The organism is Metabacillus sp. KUDC1714, from assembly GCF_014217835.1.
Classification (GTDB): Bacteria; Bacillota; Bacilli; order Bacillales; family Bacillaceae; genus Metabacillus; species Metabacillus rhizosphaerae.
This window is the reverse complement of the sequence record NZ_CP055263.1, coordinates 41,574-65,987: the sequence shown is the minus strand read 5'-3', so window position 1 is coordinate 65,987 and position 24,414 is coordinate 41,574. Positions and strand designations below refer to the sequence as shown.

The window sequence follows — 24,414 nt, the reverse complement described above, 5'->3', positions numbered from 1 at the left end:
TAGAAATGGAAAGATTTTTCGACAAAACTACCTTAGTCTCTAAAAGTCAAATGGCATATTTAGTCGAAAAAGGGAGCAAATTGAAGAGAGATTAAGATAATCTCCGATTTATAAAGTTTTTTTATAAAAATAAAGGATTTACACCCACATTGTCGAAATTGTTAGGTATAATCGTGTATAGATATAAGACATAATGGCAAAACGAGACTGAGGAGGAAGATTTGTGAAAAAAATTAAAGTTTGTATAGTTGATGATAACCGTGAACTTGTAGGTTTATTAGAGGAATACCTTTCAAGTCAAGATGATATTGAGGTTCTTGGTGTAGCGTATAATGGCCAAGAATGTATAGATATGTTAAAAGATAAGGAACCTGATGTTTTAGTATTAGATATAATTATGCCACATTTAGACGGCTTAGGCGTATTAGAAAAGTTAAGACAAATGGATCGTCCACAGCCAAATGTCATCATGCTGACAGCTTTTGGACAAGAGGACGTTACGAAAAAAGCTGTGGATCTGGGTGCTGCATACTTTATTTTAAAACCATTCGATATGGAAGGGTTAGCCAGTCATATCCGCCAAGTCAGTGGAAACGCTGCACCACTTATTAAACGAGCTAGTTCTTCAATTAGATCATCCAATGAATCTCATGGTAAGGGTAAAAACCTTGATGCAAGCATCACAAGTATTATCCATGAAATTGGCGTACCAGCACATATTAAAGGATATCTATATTTACGTGAAGCAATCTCTATGGTTTACAACGATATCGAATTATTAGGCTCAATAACAAAGGTGTTATATCCAGATATCGCGAAAAAATACAACACAACTGCTTCACGTGTTGAAAGGGCTATTCGTCATGCAATTGAAGTGGCATGGAGCCGTGGAAACATTGAATCGATTTCCTCTTTATTCGGGTATACGGTAAGCATGACAAAAGCTAAACCGACGAATTCAGAGTTTATCGCAATGGTCGCTGATAAGTTGCGTTTAGAGCATAAAGCTAGCTAAGTCAGTCGTACCAAGGGATGAGGACACTTCATAAATGTTGGAACACTGACACAAGTGACCAACGAATACAGTTTAGTGACCAACTAATTTTAAATTATATACCGGTTAATATAAGGTCTTCCTGTTTATTGGGTTAATCCAATAATTAGGGAGGCCTTTTGTTTTGTCTAAGATTGAATATCATTTAGATAACTTTATGCTTTACTGTGATTCAAAGAATTTATCAAGAAAAACATTATCTAGTTATGAACAGACTTTAAAACTTTTCCTAATTTATTTGGAAAAGGAAATTAAAATCACTGATATTAACAAAGTTAAGTCTGGTCAATATTCGACAGTATGTTAAATATTGACGTGAAAGAGGTAAATATACAGTCGTTTCAAGTGAGAAATCAAAGAAAATTAATCATCCTGATCATAGACATGACTTTAATAAGCCTATTAGTGAGACTACGGTAGCTAATTATTTAAGAAATATCAAAGTTTTCTTCAATTTTTTAGAATCTGAAAGGGAAATTAAGATAAATCCTGTAGCAAATATTGAAAATATTAAGCCAAAAAGAAAGCAAAAAGCATTGCTTGATGTTGAAGAAATTAGAAAAGTTTTAAATACTTTTGACCTTACTGTTTTTCATTCTTATAGGTCATGGGTTCAAACAAGATTAATTTTGGATACTGGCATACGCGCAGGAGAGTCTTGTGACTTACGTCCGGATAACATTGATTTTAAAAATAAGTCTATCCTAATTGAAAATCCTTTTAACTAACTGGAATACGAAATTTCAAGATTTAGCTTTATCCTATGGTGAATACATGAAAGCTGATTTAGTAGTTAGTATAAATAAGATATATCAAATGATGTTAATTGATGCAGCTAAAACTGGTGAGGCCGTTAATATTGCTTTTCCTATTCAAATGCATGGGAAGAGAATGAAGAAACCTTATTATATGTATTGGGTATATGGTGGTAAACGAGATGAATTTAGTAGTGATACAGATTCACCATTAAATCAGTATGTTAGATGGATTGAGAAACAAAAGGATAAGATTGATGATTTATACTTAAAGGATATTGACCCTGATTATTATCAATCAATTATTAATCCATTAGAGATTTTCCAATATAGAAATCAATTACCATATTTTAATTACATTAATGAAGTGATTGATAAATTAAGGCCTTTGTATAAGGATTACAAAGTGGAAAGAAGAGTTGTAAATAATGAAGTTAGGGATTTTGAAAATAAAGCTAAAATGAAACAAGATCCAGAAGAAAGAGATATTATTCGAGCTAAATACTCACTAATTAAAAAGAAATATCGTTTATTATGCCATCAAGTTGAGCCTAATCTTAGTATTTTAGCAACTGCTGTTGTTGAATTAACATATAGACAAGAAGATAATTATGACTTTGCCTGGGATGTTTGTTATGAAGGTATGAGATATAATGCTCTTGAAAATAAGTTAGATCTTAGAACGGTATTATATGATTTAGGACGTATTAATACAAAGGAAAATAATGCAGGCATTGCTGAAGTAAAAGATAATAAAATGACTATTAAACAAGTTGAGGTAAAACAGGAAAGAAACAAGTTTCCTAGATAATCCGATTGTAATAAGTACTGATTTAGTGAATGGTAAATATACTGTCTTATCTACGATGGGTAGAAATTATGCTATTTTAGATGTTGAAAATGAGCATTCTGAATACTTATGTCATTACTGGTATGAGAAGCAAGACGAAAATAAAATTGAACCGGTAAAGAATAAAAAGGTGAGAATTCTTTCTAGAAATAAAAAAGCTAAGGAAATTACAAATAATTTAATTGGTAAATCATTCACTTTAAAGACTGTACCTGATAAAGGATATGCAAATATTTATAGTGGTGACGATATGCTTTGTAGTATTGCCCCTGATTATATTGCTAAAAGTGGTATTAGTATGGGAATGAACGGATGGAAAGTGATATTTAATACTGTTACTACACCTGTTAAGGAAGATAAGAAAAGTTTTAGTGCAACTGTTACTATATGTGAGGTCTAACCGACCTCACTGGTGATAGTTATAGTTATAGATTAATAATTATCGAATTTTTATTATTAATTATTCTCCTTTAATTGACACTGACATTAATTTGTTGGTGTCTTTTTTTGTTTAATTTGCAATAGTTACCTGATCCATTTGGGAGAGGGTGAATTAGGTAACTATTGGAGTTTAAACGTCATGTCGTGAGACACACATTTCAATAATTAGCTGATGTAAAAAGAGAGGCACCGCCATTTCTCCAATGGTTGAAGGTGTCTTTTTTGTTTGCACTCAAATTAAATTATTAGGAGTGGAAATATAGATGAATGAAAAATTTGAACTATTAAAAGGTGAAATGACACCTGTTCCTGGGTTTTCGCAATACCTTTGCCATACACCTACAGGAAGAGTTTATTCTAAAGTTAGTTGCAAGTGGTTGCTTGATAGTGAGTTCTGTAAAGGCACAGGGGATAATGGACAATATTTAATGACACGTCTGATTCCAGATAATGGAGGTAAACCAGTTCCCATGTACAAGTATGAAATTGTACTCAGTTCCGCAATGGGTGTAACAAAGGATTACTGGTTGTCACAAGGCTTACAGATCGATCATATCGATAAGATCCACGTAATAATAAATTAGAAAATTTAAGATTGGTTACAGACCAACAAAATAAGCAGAACTCTAGAGACAGACATTGGAATAAAGTCAGATTGTCTTTGGATATTTCTAAACATCTTAGAGAAGAGTTTAAGAATCGTACATGTGCAAAAATAGAGTGGTATCGCCAAAAAGGAATTGAACTAGGTGTATCGGCTAGATCGGTGCAGAACATCATACTTTCAAATACATACAGAGAAGCAACAGAATGATTAAATACAATATACATAATAATGGTGTCACTGAATTTATACATAATGAAATGTCTGTAGCTGTAGAGGATATAGTTGAAACTTTACTTAAACAAGATTACATAATGGAATTATTTGAAGGGGATATGGAAGCAGCAGAAGAAGAAATTTTTATGGTTGCTGGAGACACCAAAGAAACGTATGAGTACATTGATGGTTATTTTAGAACATTACATAAAAGAATAAGAACCAATAACATATAGATATAAAGCACATTTTGAATGAAAATAGCCTTGTATACATAGCTCAATAAACATCACCTTGATATCATTAAATTAGATGAGGGGTGACGTTATTGAACTTCAGAGATGATGCAAAAAAGTGTTATGAACAATCATTGAGAGATATTGGCATTTCAGACAAGTCCATTAGAATTGCTTTAGCTGGATTTGATACTGGCTTTTCAGCAGGTATGTTAAATGAATCTAGTCTTCAAACTCAATTTGAGATGCTTAAAAAACTTCTCAATCAGAATGTAATCCATTAAGGAAATAAAAATATATTTACTGAATCATCTCATTGTCTTAAAGTGGTAATGAGGTGGTTTAAGTGAGAGATGAATTTATATTACATACAGATGAATTAGATAATTCAATTGATTATTTAGAAAAAGCAGCATTTTATTATAAAAATAGAAAAGATAAGTATTGTTTTAAATGGCTTATGATTTCGTTGCACGGTGCTTTATATGGTTTTGGAGTTTGTGCTGTTAAAGGGATTACTATTGAAAGAGTTCTTGAAATGAAATTAGGAAAGGCAAAATTTGAACAAAAGAAAAAAGAAACGGTTAAATATTATGAACAAATGGGATTTGTAGTAGAAAATGAATCAATTTTAGATCAAGTTGTCGATTACAATGCAAGTCAATTATTATCAATTTGGGATATTCTAGACTATTGTCAGGATGAGGGCATAATGACTCAAAGACTGGATAGCAAAGTCTTAAAAATGACAGATATGCAACATCAAGCTATAAAAAAAATGATTCATTACAGAAATGAATTTGCTCACTTCAAACCAAAAGCTTTAGGTATAACAAAGAGTGAACAATGGATTATTAAGGAAATAATTAATGTAATTAAATTTCTTGCTCTTGAGTCGGGTAACGTATTTTATAAAGGATCACATAATAAAGAAGATGTTGAAAAATTAATTTGTGAATTTAATACATAATTAGAAAAAGTCACTCGTTAGTCGTAACGTAAGTTAGACATTGAGTGACTTTTAGTGTTTATGAATTAATTAATTTGACCATTTTAAATATTGTACCTATAAATCATTGAGGGTGATATTTTGAAGTGGTTAAAAATTGTGTTATTAGTGATGTTAGTTCTTTTGTTTACTGCTTGTAATAATGTTGATGAAGATATTCCAACTGATACAGATAAAGAAATAACAGATGAAGTTGAATCAACAGATGAAGAAATAGAAACAGATCCCACTAACACAATAGCTGATTGAGACACTCATTTTTAGGGTGTCTTTCTCGTTTGTATGATTCTATATGTTCATCACGTAGATCCATCAAAATTTGCAACTGTTTCATTGAATTTTTAGCTTGTTTGGAATTCTTCCCATATATGTGATGACGATTATATTGCTCAAGAGTTAAATACATGATGCGTTTAAATAAATGATACCCTTGCTTTTTATATTCCCGTTTCATTATACTCACTCCTTTTGGTTTATAGGCCAATTATAATAAATTAAGTTTAGGAAAATTTGAATTTATTGTAAATTGTTTGTGGAAATAAAGGACTTTTGACATAACTTGTTGAATGTTTGATTGTAAAAATATTTGATGAGGATATGTTGGAAATGACTTGGAACAAGGAAGATTTGAGTAATTATAATACCAGTAAGTCACCTTGGTATAGTGTTCAGGACAATGGTGAGGTTGATATTGGAAACGAGATGGGAACAGGCGATAAAATAAGCTTACAACCATGGGGAATGTATAAATTGGTCAAAGAATGGTTGAATTCAGGTAATCAATTATCATTAGAGGAAAGAAAAGATCTAATTGACATCTTAAATAAGAAAATAAAGACAACATCCATTCTTGACGATGAAGAAAAAATGAAGGAAATTAGTGGTTTATTCTTGGAATATGTCAAAAATAATCCAGTTGACCCACTGAAAAATATTCGAGAATTCACAAGCCAAAATCAAAAAGAAATGCAAAGGATTATTGATAGTATAAATAAAAAATAATAAAGCAATCCTTCATCGAGGACTGCTTTTATTTTGCCTCGATTCTCCCTATTCAAAAAAGCGACTCGTTTTATTAATGTATTAATTTAACAGAAATATAGTTACTTTAGCAGAAGGATTCCTTAATGATCGTATCGAATTGTTATTCAAAGGAGGGATTCATAATGAGTGCTCAAAGTAAATCTGAAAGAGTATTTAATGAAGAAATGTCTCTAGAGAAAGTTAAAGAAACATTAATGGAGATTATGTTAATCCTAACTAACAATCAAAGAAGTAAAGAAGAGCAGTTTGAAGAAATTGAACAAATTTATTTAAATCGTATATTTAATAAACATATAGTTTAACAACAAAGCTCTCATTAATTTGAGAGCTTTTATTTTATTAGTTGAAAAATATGGTATCCTTTTATTGATCATTCAATAAGGAGATTGCAATGTTAGACTTACTATTATTTTATCTTAAAGAAATTGGACTTAAAGATACAACTGATTTATTTATTACATTTTTAGGCGTTGTTGTTACAGGGATTGGTATTATTGTTACAGGTGTTTTTAGTTGGTTGTTGTGGAAAGCTACGCAGCAGACAAATAAACTGGCTGAAGCTAATCATGAACTTGCTGTTGCAATTTCCAATGAGCAAAGGCAAGAGCACCAGAGACTTAAAGAGCGTTATAGGACTGAAATGTGGAAAAAAGCAGTTAAATTACGATACACATTGGAGTCTACTAACCAATTTAGCTATAAGGTATTGTTAGAGGAGCCTTTAAGTCATGAATTTAGTGACGAATTTTTAGGGAAGTATTTTGACGAGAGTGAGCAGTTTTTAATTGATTCTGTTTGGGCTACGTTTAAAAACTATATCGAAGAATATTGGTCAGATGATCATATAGTATTAGGCCGTTATAATAGCAGGAAAGTAGATTCCGATATGACTGAAATGCATAACCATTGTTCAAGCCTAGCAGATCAGTTATCAAAAACTTTGCTTGAAAATGATGAAAATGTTTAAAAGCTCTTATTAATTTGAGAGCTTTTATTTTGCTTAAATTTAGATGAAACGGAGATGATTAAATGCTTGAGTATGATAAAACCGGTGACATTTCTAATGGTATAGAGGCAGCACAGAAGAGTATTGAAGAGTCTATACGTATGAATGATAAGTTACAATTCATGTGGGAAATGTATAAGATGCAAAAACAAATAGATGGAGTGAATCGGAAATTAGATAAGTTGGAAGAAAGGTATAATGAACATGAACAGGGTTTGACAGGTAATGCTTAAATCATGTGTCTATTGTGGTGATATTCACGATAGGAAGTATGTATGTGATAAGAAGCCTAACAAGCAGAAGGTAATATCAAAGGCCGATAAGTTTAGGTGGACTAAAGCATGGCAGAACAAACGTAAGTACATAAGAGATAGGGATAGACACATGTGTCAGGTATGCTTAAGGGAACTGTATAACACACAGCAGAGGTACAACTATACTAACATACAAGTACATCACGTCGTACCTCTTGTTGAGGACTTTAGTAAACGATTAGATGACAGCAACCTTATATCAGTGTGTACATACCATCACTCAATGGCAGAACGTGGAGAGATAAGTAGGGAAGAATTATTTAATATTAAGTAAATATTAAATATGAATAGAGGAAGTTTGAAAATGGTATTTCTGTTAATAGCATGTATTATTGCTCTTTTAGGTCTACTATTACTAAGAAAAAGTGGATTAAATGATGAAAGTATGGGTAATGCTTTTAGCTTGTTTTTGTTAGGCTTACTTTTAGTTCTTTTATACTTTGGTAACTTTAAATGGAATCTAAACGTTGATGATAGAGGTATCTTTAACACTATAGTTGGCATAGTCTGTCTTTTTTTTATTCCTGGATCAATCCAATCAACTGTAAGCCTCTTTACAAATAATAAAGATGTAATGGAGAAAGCTTCCGGATATGGATGTTTCTTTATCATAATGGGTGGAATTTTATTCTTTATTATTGGTATTGGAGGAGCATTTTTTGACTTAATATTCAACCCTGAGCCAGATTGCATAGTTATGGAAAATGGACAGAGTAATTGTACAGATGTAGAAGGGGGACCGGGAGATTACAATAATCCTGGTATACATGAAGTTGAAGGACACTTTCGTGGTGGTTCTTATATAGAACCCTACATTAGAAGTAATCCAGATGGTGACACTTCAAATAATTTAAATCCGTAAATTAGATTAATAACAGTTTTGGATAAAATTCCGCAGTAAGTCTGATTACATGTAACTATACCTATTAAGGTATTCATGCTATATTCCTTCTATAAAGTTTTAAGGGGAATAAATTATGGAAAAAGAGATTTTTAATTTATAAAAAGTGAAACAAAACCATTAAATTTTAGGGAGATTTCCAGACGATTTAATTATAAAGAAATTGAAGTATTAAAAGTTTTGAATCGTAGAGATCAAAGGAAAATTAAAATGGTTGATATGTTTGATGATGGAGCTAAAATAAATTCAACTTACTACACTGTATAAAAAACGAAGCAACTTCGAGTCTGATCTGTACCCTTAAAAATAGACAGTTTATAAAAAGACCTTTATGCACTTAATAGGTGGCTTCGGTATTGTTCCGGGGCCATCTTTTTTAATCCCCATTGATATCGGTAAGTATTATAGTAGACCATATAATCTTCAATTACCCCTTTTAATTCTGTGAGTGTTTGACATGAAGAAGCATCAATCTCATCTTTTAAATGGCCAAAGAATGATTCTATTGGTGCGTTATCCCAACAGTTTCCTTTACGAGACATAGATTGAATAAACCCAAGTTTCTTAACTTTTTTTCGATATTCTGGATTTGTATAGTGAAATCCTTGATCAGAATGGAGTATGGCTTCTGGGTGGACGTTCCCGTCCAAGGCATTAATTAAGTTATCAAGTGTTCGATAAACAAGTCGCATTTCTAATGTTGTCGAGAGATAGTAGGCCAAGATTTCACGTGTTGAACCGTCTTTAACACATGACAAATATACAGGTATGCCATTTTCTAAATAAAGATAGGTGATGTCAGTAAGTAACACTTTACCAGGCTCACTATGTACGAAATTTCGATTCAGGATATTTGGACAAGTCCGGTGTTCTTGTGTTGCCTGAGCCATTCGTTTGTAAGGGTTTGACCTTCTAATTTTTGACTTTAGGTTAAACTTATTCATAATACGATAGATTTTCTTGAGATTCATCACAGTGAAATAATCATTTTCTAGAACCATTCTTATATCTCGTCCACCTGATTTACCATTCTTTTCATCGAAGACTTGTTTTATAAGTTTATAATCCTGTACATCCTTACGTTCTCTATCGATACGCTTGGGTTCAGCCTTAAGCCAGGCATAGTAACTTTTGCGTTTTTCTGTAGCTAATTCACAAAGATAAGATACCATTCTAACTAGACCATATCTACGAATTGTGGCCTCAATTAGTTGGAACTTTTCTGATAATGTTAATTTTGTTTCTTCGCCTTCCTCTCTAGTTCTTCTAACTTTTTTAAGAAGTCGTTCTCCATCTCTAAGAAGGCAATACGTGCCTCTGCTTTTTTTAGTTTATCTTCTACTGTAAGATCCTTCGAAGATGGGCGTCCAGTGCTTCCTTTACCACGAAGCTCATTCTTAAAACCTTCCTCACCATACTTTTCATAAGTTTTTCTCCAACGCTTTAAACATTGTTGAGGCTTTTTAGATCCAATTATGTCTAGATCAAATCCATATTCAATGAAAATATCCGTTGGCCCTTTGCCATTTTTGTATTCCTTAATGGCAGCAATTTTAAATTCAGGTTTGTAAGAGATCGACCGATCTGATACATGATTGACATTTGGATTGTTCTCCAGTTGTTGACGTTGAAATTCATTAAAAATAATTTTACTCATATTAGTTCCCCGTTCTCTCTATTTGTTTTGATTATAACGGTTCTTCTATGATAAAACATAAAAAATCCCGAAAAATGGACTTTTTTATAAGTGTCCATTTTTCGGGATACAGATCAAATATTATTCATTGGTCTTTTTATTTTACATATAAAATCACTATTTAAATTTAATTGGTAGAATGTTACTATAAATAGAGATTTAGAAAGGAAGACTAAATTGAAAAATATTAAAAAATTAGGACTAATCTTCGTTATATTTATATTAATTGTTGTGTTATTTGTTTATTTTGCTTTGCCATCAAAAGAACAAGAAGACCCAAGTGAAAATGAAATTACTGTAAATGAAATCGAAGTTGTCGCTGAACCAAAACTTGATGAAAAAGAGGAAACAGAAGAAAAAGAATATAATCTCAAGCTTAAAGCATTGGTGAAGAACCAATTTGAATATTTTGATTCAATTGTTAATGGAAGTTATTTTAAAAATTCTAGAAAAAATGGACCAGATGGAAAATATCCAGATGGTTGGGTTTCCAATAAAGTTAAAAATGAATTGGGTCAAAGAGCAAAAGAAATAGATGAACTTTTACCAGAGAATATAAATGATCCAACTTCTCAAGATTTGATTAATGTGTTAGTAAGAATCAATCAAACTTCAAGTCTTTTAGATACTCAAAAAAATGTTTATCAAATTTATAGAACTCTTTACAATTTGAATGTTGACTTAAATGAATACGAATTAGAAGAGGGTAAGTTTGACCCGGAAAATGATTGGACTCAAGTTTTTGGTGAAGAAATTGACCAAAGTGTTAAAACGGAAGAAGAGATAAAAATGAGGAATTTAGAAACAGAAACTGAAATAATGGGTGGATGATTCTGAGAAAGTTACTTTAAGTTGTAGTTATTGGATTTGCTTTACTTAAATTCTCTATAGTTCAGAAGGAAAGTTGTTGTATTATTACATAGCATTGCTCGTTACTAATACTAAAAAAGAAACCACTGATATTGATCATCGGTGGTTTCTCATCGTTTCAATACTTATAGTATGGCTCTTAAAAGAAAAGGATTTCTACTTGCAAAATTATTATCGCACATAAAAGTTCATTGACTTAAATGTATTAAGGAGGCCGACACAAAGACCAACACAAGAAATCGTTATAAATGAGTATAATAATTTAAAGTCTTGTAATACAATAATTCCTGCAATTATGATTAATGAATCGATGATGAATATAACGATTCCTGGATTAATCGCTTTTGATTTCGAAATTAAAAGTGCTAATAAATCGATCCCACCTGGGCTGATATGTGATCTTAGCATGAATCCAACACCGATTCCAATTATTAATCCACCTAGTATGGCACTTGTTATGATAGGAAGTTGTAGCAAGCCGTTGAGTGGTGAAAGCAAATCAATGATAGTTGAGGTAAAGATCAATCCAAGAATCGCATTAATAAAATAAGTTTTATCGTATAGAAGGGATAGAAGGTAAATAGGGGTATTTATCAAAATCATTATGTGTCCGATCTTAATTCCCCATATGTACTTAATAAGTAAACTTATTCCGAAAATGCCGCCATTTATTAGATGAATAGGCAGTATGAACATGTTAACACCTATTCCGATACAAATACTTGAAAAAAGTAAAACAGCAAACTTTTTCATTTTAAAGCATTCCCCTTGTCCATATCGTTATCTTAAACTATATGAGGGAAAAGTTAATATATTACGTCATAACTTAAAGTTGGAAGGTTTTTCTTAGTGCGGTTAATTGAAGAAAACCAGTGAAATAATCACTGGTACTTTTAAAGTATGACAGACAATAAAGATCAATTTACTTCTTTTATCACAAATAACTTTGAAGCATAATCATGTGGATGTTCTCTGGACCAAAAATCTGAAGCACGATCTGTGTAATCTTCGCCTAGAACAATACCGAGATTCATTAACTCATCACCGTAATGGGTTGATTTGATTCCTTCAATTGCATATAACTTGTCAGAATCTAAACCTTTTAGCTTTAGGCGATAATATTTATCATTAGGTTTTGCTAGAACTTTATAATAACCAACAAGTGCTTCGGTTTTATCTTTAGAAACGACCATCCAGGAGACTTCATTTAACTCGAATGGACTTAGTAAACGGTGAAAATCTCCGCTGCGAACTAAGCTCCGCTTTTCTTTGAAAAATGCAACCTGTTCCTGTACCTTTGCTTTTTCTTCATCACTTAATTTCGTTATATCTAGTTCATAACCAAATGTCCCGAAATATGCAACATTAGCTCGTGTATCAATTGAAGTCATTCGTCCTACTTGATGATTTGGAATAGCGGATATGTGGCTGCCAATTGCGCTTAACGGATAGACCATTGATGTTCCGTATTGGATTTTTAAACGTTCAACCGCATCTGTGTTATCACTAGCCCAGGCTTGAGGTGCATAATACAATAAGCCTGGATCAAAGCGAGCACCACCACCAGCACATGATTCGAATAAAATTTCAGGGTATTTCGCAATTAATCGTTCATAGAGCTCATAAACTCCCAAAATATAACGATGGAACAATTCACCTTGCTGATCTGACTTTAAGCTAGTCGAATAGGCTTCTGTAATATATCGATTCATGTCCCATTTGATATAAGAAATCTTAGAATCATTAATAATGTTATCCATCAAGGTGAAGATATGGTTAACCACTTCAGCCCTTGAGAAATCTAGAACGAATTGATTTCGTCCATGTGATGCGCGGCGTTCTGGTGTTGAAATGATCCAATCCGGATGTTCTTCAAATAATTTTGTTCCTTTTGAAACCATTTCTGGTTCAAACCAAAGGCCAAACTTCATACCTAAAGCCTCTATTTTTTCAGATAACCCTTTAATTCCATTTGGCAGCTTGTCTTTATTTTCAAACCAATCACCCAATGAACTTGTGTCATCGTTCCGTTCACCAAACCAACCATCATCCAATACAAAAAGCTCAATTCCTAAATTATTTGCAGTTGAGGCTATATCTACAATTTTCTCTTCATTGAAATCAAAGTAAGTTGCTTCCCAGTTATTAATCAAAATAGGGCGAACTTTATCTCGCCAATAACCTCGTACTAAGCGCTCTCTAAATAATTCATGATACGTTTGACTCATTCCATTTAAACCTTGATCTGAATAAACCATAACACATTCTGGTGTTTGGAAGGTTTCGTTAGGGTTTAACTTCCACTTGAATTGAAATGGGTTAATCCCTATTAGTACTCGACTAACACTATAGGTATCTACTTCAACCTGTGCCAAAAAGTTGCCGCTATATACTAAGCTAAAGCCATAGACCTCACCAGTATGCTCAGTTGCATCCAAGCGTTTTAAAGCTAAGAAGGGATTATGTGCATGGCTACTTGCGCCTCTCGTGCTATATACCGATTGAATGCCTTTAAATAATTTTTGAGAATCTACATGTGCTTCACGTGCCCAAGCACCATTTAAATGCACCATTTCAAATTGGTCATCAGGAAGATCAACACTAGCACTCATAGCATTGTTAATATAAAAAGAATCATTTCCTTCATTTACAAAACGAGTGTTACGGCAAATGACATTTCTATTTTTATAGATTGTGTAGCTCAGAATTACTTTACTTTTTAAAACTTCATCCCATAATGTAATTTCTAACGTATTTGCTTCATTTTCATCCTCTACATATGTTGCTGGCAATTGGTGAAGCGTTGGCTTCCCAGCAATTATTTCATAGCTTTGGTACTGATAATTGGTTATATGACTACCGGTTTTATTGGTGATCATGTGGGCTGGTGAGCGATAATCTGTTGTCCCATAACTTGGATATTCTTGCTTAATATGCTCAAGTGTTGAAGTATGGTCATCTTCGAACATATTACATGAAGGGCGAATTTCACGTTCTAGTAAATGTTTGAATGAATCACGATGTCTAATCTTTTTTCCATAATAAAGATGTTCTAATTGATTGCTTTTTTCTAATACTCGAAAAATATAGCTTACATTTTCATTAAATATGTGGAATTCCAGTGTTTCCACGTTTACCTTAATCGTCAATTTTCTCCACCTCAATTAATTGGTTACTTTATTACCTGTTTGTTCTAGCCATGTACAAATTTTACTGTAAACCCTTACAATACAATGTAGCTATAGCAAAGTAATTAAATAAACAGTACGTAATAAATTGTAGCAAGCAAAAGGAAATAAAACAATAGGTTTTTAAGTAAAATTAAGTAATCGATTAACAGGTAATTACTTAATTGTTCGAAGTGTTTTTTAATTTTTAAAGGAAATATAAATAGGAGAAAATTAATCAAGAAAAAGAGAGACTTAATTAAAGTCCCTCTCTTTATAATGTTCAATGATTACGAGTGCAGTACCTATTTTCGAAAATAACAAAGAGGATGAGGAGGGGGAGTATAATACCTTATCCCCATCGAACAAGTTGACCTGATTGGGAAAGACCTCCTCCAAATCCATAAAGTAATAGGTGATCTCCTTCTTTCACTCTGCCGTCTTTAATTCCATTATCTAAGGCTAAAGGGATTGAGGCAGCAGATGTATTACCAAAATGGACTAGACTTGTCAGTGTCTTTTCAATAGAAAATTGGCTTTTCACACAGATCGATTCAATCATTCTTAGGTTAGCACTGTGCGGAATAAACCAATCAACATCCTGCAAAGAAAAATTAGCTTTTTCTACAACAGTTTTCATGCCGTTAGGAACAGTTGTAACAGCCCATTTGTATACCTCACGCCCATTTTGTACGAGCTGTCGTTTATTCTGTAGCTCCGTTCCAAACATTTTGTCAGATAAATAGGTTCCATATAAACTTATTGCCTTTTCACCTTCTGAAACTACGTGTGACGAGAGAAAGCTTCCTCTTTCGTCATACTCGACAAGAACAGCTCCAGCACCGTCTCCGAATAATATACAAGTTGTTCGGTCAGTAAAATCAGTTATTTTTGATAAAGTTTCAGCACCTACCACGAGGATTTTTTTATGGAGTTCAGCTGTAATAAGTCCATTTGCTAAATGTAAGCCATACGTAAACCCTGCGCATGCAGCATTTATATCAATGGCTCCAGCTTGTTTTAGCCCCAATCTTCCTTGAATATATGAGGCTACACTAGGGGTTTGGTAGTCAGGAGATAGTGTGCACACAATAATCATATCGACGTCTCTTATATCTTTTTGGTAGCGTTCTACTAAGTTTTCGATTGCCTTAATACTTACATCACTAGTATATTCAGTTTCTGCTGCAAATCTTCTTTCCTTTATTCCAGTTCGCCTCAAAATCCATTCATCATTTGTATCAACCATTTTTTCAAGATCACTGTTTGTTACGATTAAATCCGGTACATATGATCCAATGGCAGTAATACGAGCTTTTGAAATCATTGATTAGTCACCTCTTTTGCTTTATAACCTAATAATAACACCTAAAAATAATACCTGGTACCAATATTGTATAAAAATTGATTGAAATTTATGTGAAATAAAGGAAAGGCATCAAAAGGAGTAGAATATAGATGAATAAATTAAATAATTTGATAATGGTGACCACCTAGAAGAAAGATACCACAATAGTCTAAAATTAAAAAGAAAGACTAGTAATCAGTCTTTCTTGTCAGTATTTTCTTTGCTATTTAGTTCGGTAAGCTTAGCAATCAGTATATGTTGTGGCATGTGCATTATCTGCTCAAGCGGAACATTTAGTGATGTAGCTAGTTTCTGTGCTGTATCTGCTGATATTTGTAATGGTCTCATAAGTATTCCCTCCTACTAACTATTTTACACGAAATGAAGGTGCAAACAAGATGACATTAATTTTTGGTCATAGAGGTGCTGCAGGTGATTATCCCGAAAATACAATGCTATCATTCAAAGCTGCCAAGGCTGCAAAAGCTGATGGGATTGAATTGGATGTTCAAATGACAAAAGATGGTGAACTAGTTGTGATCCATGATGAAACAGTTGATCGAACGACAAACGGCACGGGATTTGTAAAAGAATTAAGCTTTGAGGAAATTTCTCGATTAGATGCGAGCTATAAGTTTACACAATATAAAGGTGGCTCATTTATTCCAACGCTTAACGAAGTGTTGGAATGGGCAAAACAGCAAAGAGAATTCATTGTAAATATTGAATTGAAAAATGGAATCATTGATTATCCAAAAATAGAAGAAAAAACAATTAAGCTTATTTACAAACATAGCCTTCAAAAGCGAGTAATTATCTCTTCTTTTAATCATTATAGTTTAGTAACCTGTAAGGAGATCTCATCTGAAATTGAAACAGCCATCCTTTATATGGAAGGATTATATATGCCTTGGAAGTATGCGGAGAGTATCGGTGCGAAAGGGTTGCATCCCCATTATCATGCAGCCAAAGGGGAGGTAATTTCGCAATCTAAAAGCCACGGAATTAGCGTAAGACCATTTACCATAAATGATACGCAATTGATGCAGCGGTTGATAAATGAAAAATGCACAGGGTTTTTTACTGATTTTCCAGAAACTGCTGTAGAGCTAAAACTTAAAGGCGATTGAATTCCAACACATTTTTAATGAGAAAAAGAGTGTGCAACTGCCTCACTCTTTTTCATCATAAATAATTTATAATAAGATCTCTTCTCTACCTCTTAGCGAATCTCTTCTGTACCTTATTTCGTTTTCGATCTCTATAAAAGATAAAACCTGCCACAAAGCTAAGCCCACCTAAAAACAAGAAAAGTCCAAATAAAAACTGCAGCCATAAATATGGTATAGGAGGTTGAAGGATTCCAAACGTCATGTCACGCATGAGCTTAATACCAAATGCTGCTAAAAAACCTGGAATGACCATAATGACAAGTGCAAGTATTCTAATCATAAAAGATAAAGTCCTTTCGTATTCTCTGAAATTATCCCATTCTTAACGGATAGTAAAATCCCAGACTCATGTTCAAGAGAAGAAATGTAAAAAGGTGAGGGATAACTGCCCGTAAAGATCCGATAAGTCTCGCTTTATTGTCTGTTTCTCACGGTTGTTTGTCAAGTGTTATCCGTTACGATATGATATAAGTGTGCAAATTTTTGCAAGTTTTATAAAAATGATTTATTAGGTATTACTCTTATATAAATAATCAAAAAGACCATTTTTTAAAACATAGTTTTTTATTAACCTGACCAAAGCGATTCTGCTTTTCTTAATAGTGACATAAAGGGGATAGGTTTATGCAACGAGTTATGATAGTTGGGGCTGGTAAGGATGGAACAGCTCTGTTGAAAAGAATTGTCGAAACGAATATTGTGGAAGTTGCTGCAATGATTGATAAAAATGAACATGCTCCAGGGATGGAACTAGCTAGAAGTCTGGGTATTGAAACAAGCAGGCATTGGAAGACTGTTAAGCAAAAAAATATTAACATTGTTATTGAAGCAACAGGTAACATTAAGGTCATGGAGCTTTTACAACAGGAAAAGCATCCAGATATGGTTATTATTCCAGGTGCAGTAGCACATCTTATTTCTGAACTTGTTGAAGAAAAAGAATTGTTAATCGCAAGACTTAAAGAGGAGACCTATAAACAGCAAACCATCTTTAATTCTACAAATGATGGCATGATCGTGATTGATATAGACGAAAAAATTATCTTATTTAATAAAACTGCGGAGGAAATAACAGGATTTCCTCGTGAAAAGGCAATGGGGCACAAGGTAAATGAGGTAATTCCTTCGAGTAAGTTGGCAAGGACGCTTAAAACTCGAGAGGTTGAAACGAATCAGGAGCAAGTTCTTGATAATGGACTTAAAATCATTACGACTAGAATTCCTATGATTGATGAAGCGGGGAATCTACTAGGAGCATTAGCCCTTTTTAAAGATATAACAGAAATTGTTAACTTGGCAGAAGAGGTTACGAACTTAAAGGAGATCCAAGTGATGCTTGAAGCAATCATCCAATCATCAGAGGAAGCAATATCAGTAGTGGATGAAGAAGGTCATGGAATCCTTATTAATCGGGCATATACTAAAATGACAGGGTTATCTGAGGAGCAAGTTCTAGGAAAACCAGCAACAGCAGATATCTCTGAAGGTGAAAGCATGCATATGAAGGTACTACAAACAAGACGTGCAGTTCGAGGCGTCAGAATGAAAGTTGGTCCTGCAAAAAGAGACGTCATTGTAAATGTTGCTCCTGTCATTGTTAATGGAAAGTTAAAAGGTAGTGTTGGGGTTATTCAAGATATGTCAGAAATTCAAAAGCTGACTACAGAGTTAAGTCGGGCAAGACAAATTATTCGAACGCTAGAAGCGAAATACTCGTTTGAGGACATAATTGGTATAAGTGATGAAATGAAAATGGCGATTGAACAGGCAAAGCTTGGTGCGAAAACTCCTGCAACTGTGCTCTTACGGGGTGAATCTGGGACAGGTAAGGAGCTATTTGCACATGCTATACATAATGCAAGTGATCGAAAATATAACAAATTTATTCGGGTAAATTGTGCTGCTATTGCTGAAAGTCTCCTTGAAAGTGAACTTTTCGGATATGAAGAAGGAGCTTTTTCAGGTGCGAAGCGTGGAGGGAAAAGGGGTTTTTTTGAGGAAGCAAATAATGGTAGTATTTTTTTAGATGAGATAGGAGAATTATCAGCAAATATGCAGGCAAAGCTTCTTCGTGTATTACAGGAAAATGAAATCGTCAAGGTTGGTGGAACAAAACCTGTTCCGGTAAATGTAAGGGTAATTGCTGCAACTAATTTAAATATTGAAAAAGCAATGTCAGAAGGCGTATTTCGTGAGGATTTATATTACCGCCTAAATCGATATCCTATTTCTATACCACCACTAAGAGATCGAAAAGAAGATATTCCTGCTTTGTGCCAAAGGTTAATTAGTAAATTAAATCAGGATTATGGTAGAAATATCGTTTCTGTAACAGGACAAGCAATTAATATTTTAACCCAACATGATTGGCCAGGTAATGTAAGAGAACTTGAAAATGTATTAGGAAGAACAATTATTTTCATGGAACACCACGAAATTGAGATTGAAGGGAAACATATTCCGATGCTTCAGTTGCCGACAAAGGAAAGTAAAGCACAAGAAAATAGCGCTTTTGTCCATAATAATGAGGAGACATTAGCTGATGCTGTAGAACGTGTTGAGGCAGAGGTTATCAAACGCTCATTAGAAGTCCATGAGTATAATCGTACAAAAACAGCAAAAGCTTTAGGAATATCGTTAAGAAGTTTATATTATAAAATGGAAAAATATAACCTTGCAAATAATAGCATGCAATAAAGTTCATGGTTTGCAAAATAGTGCATGTTCGTTATATGATAAAGAAGAATAATTGTGCTTTTTCTTTTTGTAAAGTAAAACCTTCTAAATTTGGCATTTAAATTATCTTTAAGAAAAACATCATTTGTCACAGCAGAGAATGTATTAATGATACGGAAATTTAAGCATTGTGAACATTTTTATAGAGAATACTTTAAAGAAATATCATAGATCATTTTTATTTTGGCACACTTTTTGCTTTTTAGTTGATAAGAACAGATGAATACAACTTGGAAGGATATGAAATGAAATGAAGCTAGAAAATCTGCTGGACGAAGCAGCTAAAATAAATGGAAAAATTGTTGCGGTGGCTTCAGCAGAAGATGAAGAGGTAATTGAAGCTGTATCTGAAGCGATAAAACGTAATCTTGCTCATTTTTTATTGTATGGAAAAAAGGAAGAAATAGAGGATTTATTGATTGCAAAAGGTATTGGGAAAGATCATGTTCAAATTATCCAAGCGAGAACAAAAGAACAAGCGACAGAACTTGCTGTAAGAGCCGTTCATCAGAATGAAGCTTCAGTGCTAATGAAGGGGAACGTTCCGACTGCAACTCTTTTAAAGGCTGTATTAAACAAGGAGTATGGTCTTAGAACAGGAAGGATTTTATCACATGTCGCCATTTTTGAAGTCCCTGGATTTTCAAAGTTCACAATTGTCACGGATGCTGCCATGAATCTTGAGCCTGATTTGCAGCAAAAGGAGCAAATTGTTGTGAATGCAGTTAATATTGCAAGAGCAATTGGGATCGATAAGCCTAAAGTTGCTGCACTTGCTGCAGTTGAGATAATAAATCCTGCTATGCAGGCAACCATTGATGCAGCTTCATTAACATTAATGAATAAGAGAGGGCAAATAAAGGATTGTCTCATTGATGGACCTTTAGCTCTGGATAATGCAATTTCATTAGAGGCGGCGAAACATAAAGGGATTGATAGTGACATTGCCGGACAAGCAGATATATTGCTAGTACCTACTATAGATGTAGGAAATGTTTTGTATAAATCTCTGATTTATTTTGCAAAAGCTAGTGTTGGGGCGGTTATTGCTGGAGCGAAAGCACCAATTGTATTAACAAGTCGATCGGACTCTTCTGAAAGTAAGCTCTATTCTTTAGCATTAGCGATTTGTTCATCTGATAAGTATAACATTTAGGAGGAAACGACTTCATGGAAATTTTCAAATATATGGAGCATTACGATTATGAGCAATTGGTATTTTGTCAGGATAGACAATCGGGACTAAAGGCAATTATCGCCATCCATGATACGACACTAGGACCTGCTCTAGGTGGTACACGAATGTGGACTTATGAATCAGAGGAAGAAGCAATTGAAGATGCTCTTCGTTTAGCTCGAGGGATGACTTATAAAAATGCTGCTGCCGGTTTAAACCTGGGTGGGGGTAAAACAGTTATTATTGGTGATCCGCGTAAGGATAAAAATGAAGAGATGTTCCGTGCATTTGGCCGTTATATTCAAGGCTTAAATGGTCGATATATTACAGCTGAGGATGTAGGAACAACTGTTGCAGACATGGATTTAATTCATGAAGAAACAGATTATGTAACAGGCATCTCCCCTGCTTTTGGCTCTTCTGGTAACCCATCTCCTGTAACGGCTTATGGTGTTTATCGCGGGATGAAGGCTGCGGTTATGGAAGCCTTTGGAACAGATTCACTAGAGGGTAAGGTTGTTGCTGTACAAGGGGTTGGGAATGTAGCTTACAACCTGTGTAAACATTTGCATGAAGAAGGTGCACACTTAGTTGTAACCGATATAAACAAAGAAGCAGTACGACGTGCTGTTGAGGATTTTAATGCAAAAGCAGTTGAACCAAATGATATTTATAGTGTGGAATGTGATGTTTATGCACCATGTGCTCTTGGTGCAACAATAAATGATGTTACGATTCCTCAAATAAAAGCTAAGGTGATTGCAGGAGCTGCGAATAATCAATTAAAAGATACTAAGCATGGAGATTTAATCCATGAAATGGGAATTGTCTATGCTCCTGATTATGTCATTAATGCTGGTGGTGTTATTAACGTAGCAGATGAATTATATGGCTATAATAGTGAACGTGCGCTGAAAAAGGTTGAAGGAATATATAACAATATCGCCCGAGTAATCGAAATAGCTAAACGTGACGGTATTCCAACCTATCAAGCAGCGGATCGTCTTGCTGAAGAACGTATTGAAAGAATGAGAAATTCTCGCAGTCAATTTTTGCAAAATGGACATCATATTTTAAGTCGTCGACCATAAATAATTAAACGCGGAGTTAGATTAGTAGACCTTCTAACTCCAGTTTCAATTTACATAAGCTAAAGGCTTCCATAATATACAACAGTGATCAATTTTTTAGATGACGGAGGTTTAAACGTTGCAGGTGAATCAATATCGTATCCTTGTCCTTAACCCTGGTTCCACATCAACGAAAATTGGGGTTTTTGATAGCGAAATATCTATTTTTGAGAAAACACTTAGACATGATTTAGATAAACTTAATACGTATCCTAACATCATTGATCAATATGAATTTCGGAAGCAAGCCATTTTAGAAACGCTTGATGAAGAAGGGATCAACATTTCGAAACTGAATGCAGTTTGTGGTCGTGGCGGCCTGCTCCGGCCCATTGAAGGCGGAACCTATATAGTCAATGACCAAATGCTAGAGGATTTAAGGAATGGTTTTGCTGGTCAACACGCATCTAATTTAGGTGGAATCATTGCCTATGAAATTGCAAATGGACTAAATATTCCTGCATATATTGTTGACCCAGTTGTCGTTGATGAGATGGAAGAGATTGCAAAAGTTTCTGGAGTGCCTACAATCGAAAGAAGGAGTATCTTTCATGCGTTAAATCAAAAAGCGGTAGCCCGGCGTGTTGCGTCAGATTTCAATAAGCATTATGAAGAAATGAACTTGATCATTACCCATATGGGAGGCGGAATTACCGTTGGTGTTCATAAGCGTGGAAGAGTAGTAGATGTTAATAACGGCTTGCATGGAGATGGTCCATTTAGTCCGGAACGTGCTGGAACAGTACCAGCAGGAGATCTTGTTTCAATGTGTTATTCAGGTGAGTTTTTCCGCGAAGAAATGATGAAGCAGTTAGTAGGAAAAGGTGGCCTTGTTGGCTATTTAGGAACGAATGATGCAGTTAAGGTGGAAAAAATGGTTGAAGCTGGTGATGAAAAGGCCTCTCTCATTTATTCAGCAATGGCTTATCAAATTGGGAAAGAGATTGGATCTGCAAGTGCTGTATTAAAAGGAAAAGTTGATGCTATTGTCTTAACAGGTGGATTAGCCTATGGTAAAAAATTTGTAAAAGAGATTTCCACTTATATCGATTGGATTGCAGACGTCCTTGTGTTTCCTGGTGAAAACGAGCTTCAAGCACTTGCTGAGGGTGCATTACGTGTTTTGAAAAATGAGGAAGAAGCAAAACAATATCCTACTAAAAAAAGTGCTATGGCATTTTTGCGCCACTAATGAAAAATAAATGAGTTACTTCGAAAGACTTTAGATAAAGGGAGGCGATAGTTTGGCTAAAGAATATGATCTAGTCATACTCGGTGGAGGAACTGGCGGTTATGTTGCAGCGATACGTGCTACACAACTTGGCCTTAAAACAGCTGTTGTTGAAAAAAGTAAGCTTGGTGGAACATGCTTGCATAAGGGATGTATCCCAAGTAAAGCACTCCTAAGAAGTGCAGAGGTTTATGCTACAGCAAAAAAGAGTGAAGAATTCGGTGTAGAAACATCTGAGGTAAAGCTGAACTTTTCAAAGGTTCAAGAACGAAAACAAGGAATTATTGAGCAACTCCATAATGGAGTGCAACAACTTATGAAAAAAGGAAAAATCGATGTGTATGAGGGGATTGGGCGTATTTTAGGTCCATCTATTTTTTCACCGATGCCTGGAACAATTTCTGTTGAAATGAATAACGGGGAAGAAAATGAAATGCTCATTCCTAAAAATGTAATCATCGCTACTGGATCAAGACCAAAAAGCCTTCAAGATCTTAAGATTGATGGAGAAATTGTGTTAACTTCTGAAGAAGCCCTTGATTTAAATAGTCTACCAAATTCAATCATAATTGTTGGTGGAGGCGTGATCGGGATTGAGTGGGCTTCTATGTTAGTAGATTTCGGTGTGAGTGTAACAGTTTTAGAGTACTCTGATCGAATTTTACCAACAGAAGACAAAGAGATTTCAAAAGAAATGGAGCGTTTACTGGCAAAAAGGGGAATTACCATTGTCACCAGTGCAAAGGTATTACCTGAAACGTTTGAAAAGGAACAAGGAAATTTAGCCACAATTAAAGCAGAGCATAAAGGTGAAGAAAGATCCTTTACAGCTGATAAGATTCTCATATCTGTTGGAAGGCAAGCGAATGTTGAGGGTATTGGTATTGAAAATACCGATATAAAACTTGAAAAAGGGTTTATTGCCACAAATCAATATTATCAAACAAAAGAATCACATATTTATGCGATTGGTGATGTCATTGGAGGTTTACAATTAGCACATGTTGCATCACATGAAGGTATTGTTGCTGTTGAACATATTGCAAATGCTCAGCCTATCCCGCTTGATGAGTCACTGATCTCGAAATGTATCTATAGTTCACCTGAGATAGCAAGTGTCGGGTACACCGAGGATAAAGCAAAGGAAAACGGTTTTAAAACAAAGATAGGTAAGTTTCCATTTAAAGCAATAGGTAAAGCTCTTGTATTTGGTGAAACAGAAGGATTTGTCAAACTTGTGGTGGACGAAGAAACAGATGATCTTCTGGGTGTTCATATGATTGGACCACATGTTACAGATATGATATCTGAAGCAGGTCTTGCTAGAGTATTGGATGCAACCCCTTGGGAAGTTTCTCAAACGATTCATCCTCATCCAACATTATCAGAAGCAATTGGCGAAGCTGCACTTGCTGTTTATGGAAAGGCAATTCATTTTTAATTTTATGAAAAGATAA

29 protein-coding genes are annotated in these 24,414 nt (G+C 34.2%); 22 read left to right on the top strand and 7 right to left on the bottom strand.

Features of this window, described 5'->3' with window-relative positions; all coding sequences use genetic code 11:
* Window positions 1-223: 223 nt before the first annotated feature.
* The 9 genes from spo0A (at window position 224) to HUW50_RS00270 (ending at window position 5,414) form a co-directional block, all read left to right on the top strand.
* On the top strand, window positions 224-1,015 hold the full coding sequence (spo0A, locus tag HUW50_RS00310) for a sporulation transcription factor Spo0A (protein WP_066335384.1): 792 nt from the start codon (window positions 224-226) through the stop codon (window positions 1,013-1,015).
* Between the two features lie 196 nt (window positions 1,016-1,211).
* Window positions 1,212-1,361 carry a site-specific integrase gene (locus HUW50_RS26915; RefSeq protein WP_232329056.1) on the top strand — a complete coding sequence of 50 codons (150 nt, stop codon included), beginning with the start codon at window positions 1,212-1,214 and terminating at the stop codon, window positions 1,359-1,361.
* 467 nt (window positions 1,362-1,828) lie between these two features.
* A complete protein-coding gene (locus tag HUW50_RS00300; RefSeq protein ID WP_066335402.1) occupies window positions 1,829-2,620 on the top strand; it encodes a hypothetical protein in 792 nt (263 codons plus the stop codon).
* Between the two features lie 25 nt (window positions 2,621-2,645).
* Window positions 2,646-3,059: a hypothetical protein gene (locus HUW50_RS00295; RefSeq protein ID WP_157094434.1), complete on the top strand. Its 414-nt coding sequence runs from the start codon at window positions 2,646-2,648 to the stop codon at window positions 3,057-3,059.
* 304 nt (window positions 3,060-3,363) lie between these two features.
* The gene (locus HUW50_RS00290; RefSeq protein WP_185653562.1) at window positions 3,364-3,684 is read left to right on the top strand and encodes a hypothetical protein; all 321 of its coding nucleotides are present in this window, start codon (window positions 3,364-3,366) and stop codon (window positions 3,682-3,684) included.
* Window positions 3,685-3,910: 226 nt separating this feature from the next.
* Window positions 3,911-4,156, top strand: a complete 246-nt coding sequence (locus HUW50_RS00285; RefSeq protein ID WP_185653561.1) for a hypothetical protein — start codon at window positions 3,911-3,913, stop codon at window positions 4,154-4,156.
* Window positions 4,157-4,248: 92 nt separating this feature from the next.
* On the top strand, window positions 4,249-4,440 hold the full coding sequence (locus HUW50_RS00280; protein ID WP_066335420.1) for a hypothetical protein: 192 nt from the start codon (window positions 4,249-4,251) through the stop codon (window positions 4,438-4,440).
* Window positions 4,441-4,502: 62 nt separating this feature from the next.
* Complete coding sequence (locus tag HUW50_RS00275; RefSeq protein ID WP_066335422.1) at window positions 4,503-5,126, top strand: hypothetical protein; 624 nt, start codon at window positions 4,503-4,505, stop codon at window positions 5,124-5,126.
* 120 nt (window positions 5,127-5,246) lie between these two features.
* Window positions 5,247-5,414: a hypothetical protein gene (locus HUW50_RS00270; protein ID WP_157094435.1), complete on the top strand. Its 168-nt coding sequence runs from the start codon at window positions 5,247-5,249 to the stop codon at window positions 5,412-5,414.
* Here HUW50_RS00270 and HUW50_RS00265 read toward each other — a convergent pair.
* The gene (locus HUW50_RS00265) at window positions 5,395-5,619 is read right to left on the bottom strand and encodes a hypothetical protein (RefSeq protein ID WP_066335427.1); all 225 of its coding nucleotides are present in this window, start codon (window positions 5,617-5,619) and stop codon (window positions 5,395-5,397) included. The two genes, HUW50_RS00270 and HUW50_RS00265, sit on opposite strands and share 20 nt — an antisense overlap.
* A gap of 152 nt (window positions 5,620-5,771) precedes the next feature.
* Between HUW50_RS00265 and HUW50_RS00260 the strand changes: the two genes are divergently transcribed.
* The 6 genes from HUW50_RS00260 (at window position 5,772) to HUW50_RS00235 (ending at window position 8,391) form a co-directional block, all read left to right on the top strand.
* The gene (locus tag HUW50_RS00260) at window positions 5,772-6,167 is read left to right on the top strand and encodes a hypothetical protein (protein WP_185653560.1); all 396 of its coding nucleotides are present in this window, start codon (window positions 5,772-5,774) and stop codon (window positions 6,165-6,167) included.
* A gap of 164 nt (window positions 6,168-6,331) precedes the next feature.
* Window positions 6,332-6,511, top strand: a complete 180-nt coding sequence (locus tag HUW50_RS00255) for a hypothetical protein (protein ID WP_066335433.1) — start codon at window positions 6,332-6,334, stop codon at window positions 6,509-6,511.
* 89 nt (window positions 6,512-6,600) lie between these two features.
* Window positions 6,601-7,176: a hypothetical protein gene (locus tag HUW50_RS00250; RefSeq protein WP_185653559.1), complete on the top strand. Its 576-nt coding sequence runs from the start codon at window positions 6,601-6,603 to the stop codon at window positions 7,174-7,176.
* Between the two features lie 62 nt (window positions 7,177-7,238).
* Window positions 7,239-7,448, top strand: coding sequence for a hypothetical protein (locus HUW50_RS00245; RefSeq protein WP_066335445.1), 210 nt, complete (start codon window positions 7,239-7,241; stop codon window positions 7,446-7,448).
* A complete protein-coding gene (locus tag HUW50_RS27365) occupies window positions 7,441-7,803 on the top strand; it encodes an HNH endonuclease (protein ID WP_066335448.1) in 363 nt (120 codons plus the stop codon). The genes HUW50_RS00245 and HUW50_RS27365 overlap by 8 nt, the downstream gene beginning before the upstream one ends.
* A 30-nt stretch (window positions 7,804-7,833) precedes the next feature.
* Complete coding sequence (locus HUW50_RS00235) at window positions 7,834-8,391, top strand: DUF3892 domain-containing protein (protein ID WP_066335455.1); 558 nt, start codon at window positions 7,834-7,836, stop codon at window positions 8,389-8,391.
* A 368-nt stretch (window positions 8,392-8,759) separates the two neighbouring features.
* Here HUW50_RS00235 and HUW50_RS00230 read toward each other — a convergent pair.
* Window positions 8,760-10,087 (bottom strand): IS3 family transposase gene (locus HUW50_RS00230; protein ID WP_185653558.1). Its coding sequence is split into 2 segments (ribosomal slippage): window positions 8,760-9,718 and window positions 9,718-10,087, totalling 1,329 coding nucleotides; the frame shifts between segments, so codons are not numbered across the junction.
* Between the two features lie 216 nt (window positions 10,088-10,303).
* On the opposite strand from HUW50_RS00230, the gene HUW50_RS00225 reads away from it, so the two are divergent.
* A complete protein-coding gene (locus tag HUW50_RS00225) occupies window positions 10,304-10,957 on the top strand; it encodes a hypothetical protein (RefSeq protein WP_066330251.1) in 654 nt (217 codons plus the stop codon).
* 210 nt (window positions 10,958-11,167) lie between these two features.
* On the opposite strand, the gene HUW50_RS00220 is transcribed toward HUW50_RS00225, so the two are convergent.
* The 4 genes from HUW50_RS00220 to HUW50_RS00205 form a co-directional block, all read right to left on the bottom strand.
* Complete coding sequence (locus tag HUW50_RS00220; protein ID WP_066330250.1) at window positions 11,168-11,749, bottom strand: YitT family protein; 582 nt, start codon at window positions 11,747-11,749, stop codon at window positions 11,168-11,170.
* A 164-nt stretch (window positions 11,750-11,913) separates the two neighbouring features.
* Window positions 11,914-14,145: an alpha-galactosidase gene (locus tag HUW50_RS00215; RefSeq protein WP_185653557.1), complete on the bottom strand. Its 2,232-nt coding sequence runs from the start codon at window positions 14,143-14,145 to the stop codon at window positions 11,914-11,916.
* Window positions 14,146-14,515: 370 nt separating this feature from the next.
* Window positions 14,516-15,490, bottom strand: coding sequence for a ketoacyl-ACP synthase III (locus HUW50_RS00210; protein WP_066330248.1), 975 nt, complete (start codon window positions 15,488-15,490; stop codon window positions 14,516-14,518).
* A 216-nt stretch (window positions 15,491-15,706) separates the two neighbouring features.
* The gene (locus HUW50_RS00205; protein ID WP_185653556.1) at window positions 15,707-15,859 is read right to left on the bottom strand and encodes a YycC family protein; all 153 of its coding nucleotides are present in this window, start codon (window positions 15,857-15,859) and stop codon (window positions 15,707-15,709) included.
* 50 nt (window positions 15,860-15,909) lie between these two features.
* Between HUW50_RS00205 and HUW50_RS00200 the strand changes: the two genes are divergently transcribed.
* Complete coding sequence (locus HUW50_RS00200) at window positions 15,910-16,641, top strand: glycerophosphodiester phosphodiesterase (protein ID WP_185653555.1); 732 nt, start codon at window positions 15,910-15,912, stop codon at window positions 16,639-16,641.
* Window positions 16,642-16,726: 85 nt separating this feature from the next.
* Here HUW50_RS00200 and HUW50_RS00195 read toward each other — a convergent pair whose 3' ends face one another.
* Window positions 16,727-16,963, bottom strand: a complete 237-nt coding sequence (locus HUW50_RS00195) for a DUF2627 domain-containing protein (protein ID WP_185653554.1) — start codon at window positions 16,961-16,963, stop codon at window positions 16,727-16,729.
* A gap of 344 nt (window positions 16,964-17,307) precedes the next feature.
* On the opposite strand from HUW50_RS00195, the gene HUW50_RS00190 reads away from it, so the two are divergent.
* The 5 genes from HUW50_RS00190 to lpdA all read left to right on the top strand — a co-directional run bounded on the left by HUW50_RS00190 (window position 17,308) and on the right by lpdA (window position 24,398).
* Window positions 17,308-19,380 carry a sigma-54 interaction domain-containing protein gene (locus HUW50_RS00190; RefSeq protein WP_185653553.1) on the top strand — a complete coding sequence of 691 codons (2,073 nt, stop codon included), beginning with the start codon at window positions 17,308-17,310 and terminating at the stop codon, window positions 19,378-19,380.
* A gap of 289 nt (window positions 19,381-19,669) precedes the next feature.
* The gene (yqiS, locus tag HUW50_RS00185) at window positions 19,670-20,575 is read left to right on the top strand and encodes a phosphate butyryltransferase (RefSeq protein WP_185653552.1); all 906 of its coding nucleotides are present in this window, start codon (window positions 19,670-19,672) and stop codon (window positions 20,573-20,575) included.
* A 14-nt stretch (window positions 20,576-20,589) separates the two neighbouring features.
* The gene (bcd, locus tag HUW50_RS00180) at window positions 20,590-21,687 is read left to right on the top strand and encodes a branched-chain amino acid dehydrogenase (RefSeq protein WP_185653551.1); all 1,098 of its coding nucleotides are present in this window, start codon (window positions 20,590-20,592) and stop codon (window positions 21,685-21,687) included.
* 118 nt (window positions 21,688-21,805) lie between these two features.
* A complete protein-coding gene (gene buk, locus HUW50_RS00175; RefSeq protein ID WP_185653550.1) occupies window positions 21,806-22,918 on the top strand; it encodes a butyrate kinase in 1,113 nt (370 codons plus the stop codon).
* A 52-nt stretch (window positions 22,919-22,970) separates the two neighbouring features.
* Window positions 22,971-24,398, top strand: coding sequence for a dihydrolipoyl dehydrogenase (lpdA, locus tag HUW50_RS00170; protein WP_066330240.1), 1,428 nt, complete (start codon window positions 22,971-22,973; stop codon window positions 24,396-24,398).
* Window positions 24,399-24,414: the final 16 nt, after the last annotated feature.

Coding starts and splice junctions, on each gene's coding strand:
- HUW50_RS26915 (WP_232329056.1), top strand. CDS start 1,212: ATGCTTTACTGTGATTCAAAGAATTTATCAAGAAAAACATTATCTAGT.
- HUW50_RS00300 (WP_066335402.1), top strand. CDS start 1,829: ATGAAAGCTGATTTAGTAGTTAGTATAAATAAGATATATCAAATGATG.
- HUW50_RS00290 (WP_185653562.1), top strand. CDS start 3,364: ATGAATGAAAAATTTGAACTATTAAAAGGTGAAATGACACCTGTTCCT.
- HUW50_RS00285 (WP_185653561.1), top strand. CDS start 3,911: ATGATTAAATACAATATACATAATAATGGTGTCACTGAATTTATACAT.
- HUW50_RS00265 (WP_066335427.1), bottom strand. CDS start 5,619: ATGAAACGGGAATATAAAAAGCAAGGGTATCATTTATTTAAACGCATC.
- HUW50_RS00260 (WP_185653560.1), top strand. CDS start 5,772: ATGACTTGGAACAAGGAAGATTTGAGTAATTATAATACCAGTAAGTCA.
- HUW50_RS00255 (WP_066335433.1), top strand. CDS start 6,332: ATGAGTGCTCAAAGTAAATCTGAAAGAGTATTTAATGAAGAAATGTCT.
- HUW50_RS00250 (WP_185653559.1), top strand. CDS start 6,601: ATGTTAGACTTACTATTATTTTATCTTAAAGAAATTGGACTTAAAGAT.
- HUW50_RS00245 (WP_066335445.1), top strand. CDS start 7,239: ATGCTTGAGTATGATAAAACCGGTGACATTTCTAATGGTATAGAGGCA.
- HUW50_RS27365 (WP_066335448.1), top strand. CDS start 7,441: ATGCTTAAATCATGTGTCTATTGTGGTGATATTCACGATAGGAAGTAT.
- HUW50_RS00235 (WP_066335455.1), top strand. CDS start 7,834: ATGGTATTTCTGTTAATAGCATGTATTATTGCTCTTTTAGGTCTACTA.
- HUW50_RS00220 (WP_066330250.1), bottom strand. CDS start 11,749: ATGAAAAAGTTTGCTGTTTTACTTTTTTCAAGTATTTGTATCGGAATA.
- HUW50_RS00210 (WP_066330248.1), bottom strand. CDS start 15,490: ATGATTTCAAAAGCTCGTATTACTGCCATTGGATCATATGTACCGGAT.
- HUW50_RS00205 (WP_185653556.1), bottom strand. CDS start 15,859: ATGAGACCATTACAAATATCAGCAGATACAGCACAGAAACTAGCTACA.
- HUW50_RS00200 (WP_185653555.1), top strand. CDS start 15,910: ATGACATTAATTTTTGGTCATAGAGGTGCTGCAGGTGATTATCCCGAA.
- HUW50_RS00195 (WP_185653554.1), bottom strand. CDS start 16,963: ATGATTAGAATACTTGCACTTGTCATTATGGTCATTCCAGGTTTTTTA.
- HUW50_RS00190 (WP_185653553.1), top strand. CDS start 17,308: ATGCAACGAGTTATGATAGTTGGGGCTGGTAAGGATGGAACAGCTCTG.
- yqiS (WP_185653552.1), top strand. CDS start 19,670: ATGAAGCTAGAAAATCTGCTGGACGAAGCAGCTAAAATAAATGGAAAA.
- bcd (WP_185653551.1), top strand. CDS start 20,590: ATGGAAATTTTCAAATATATGGAGCATTACGATTATGAGCAATTGGTA.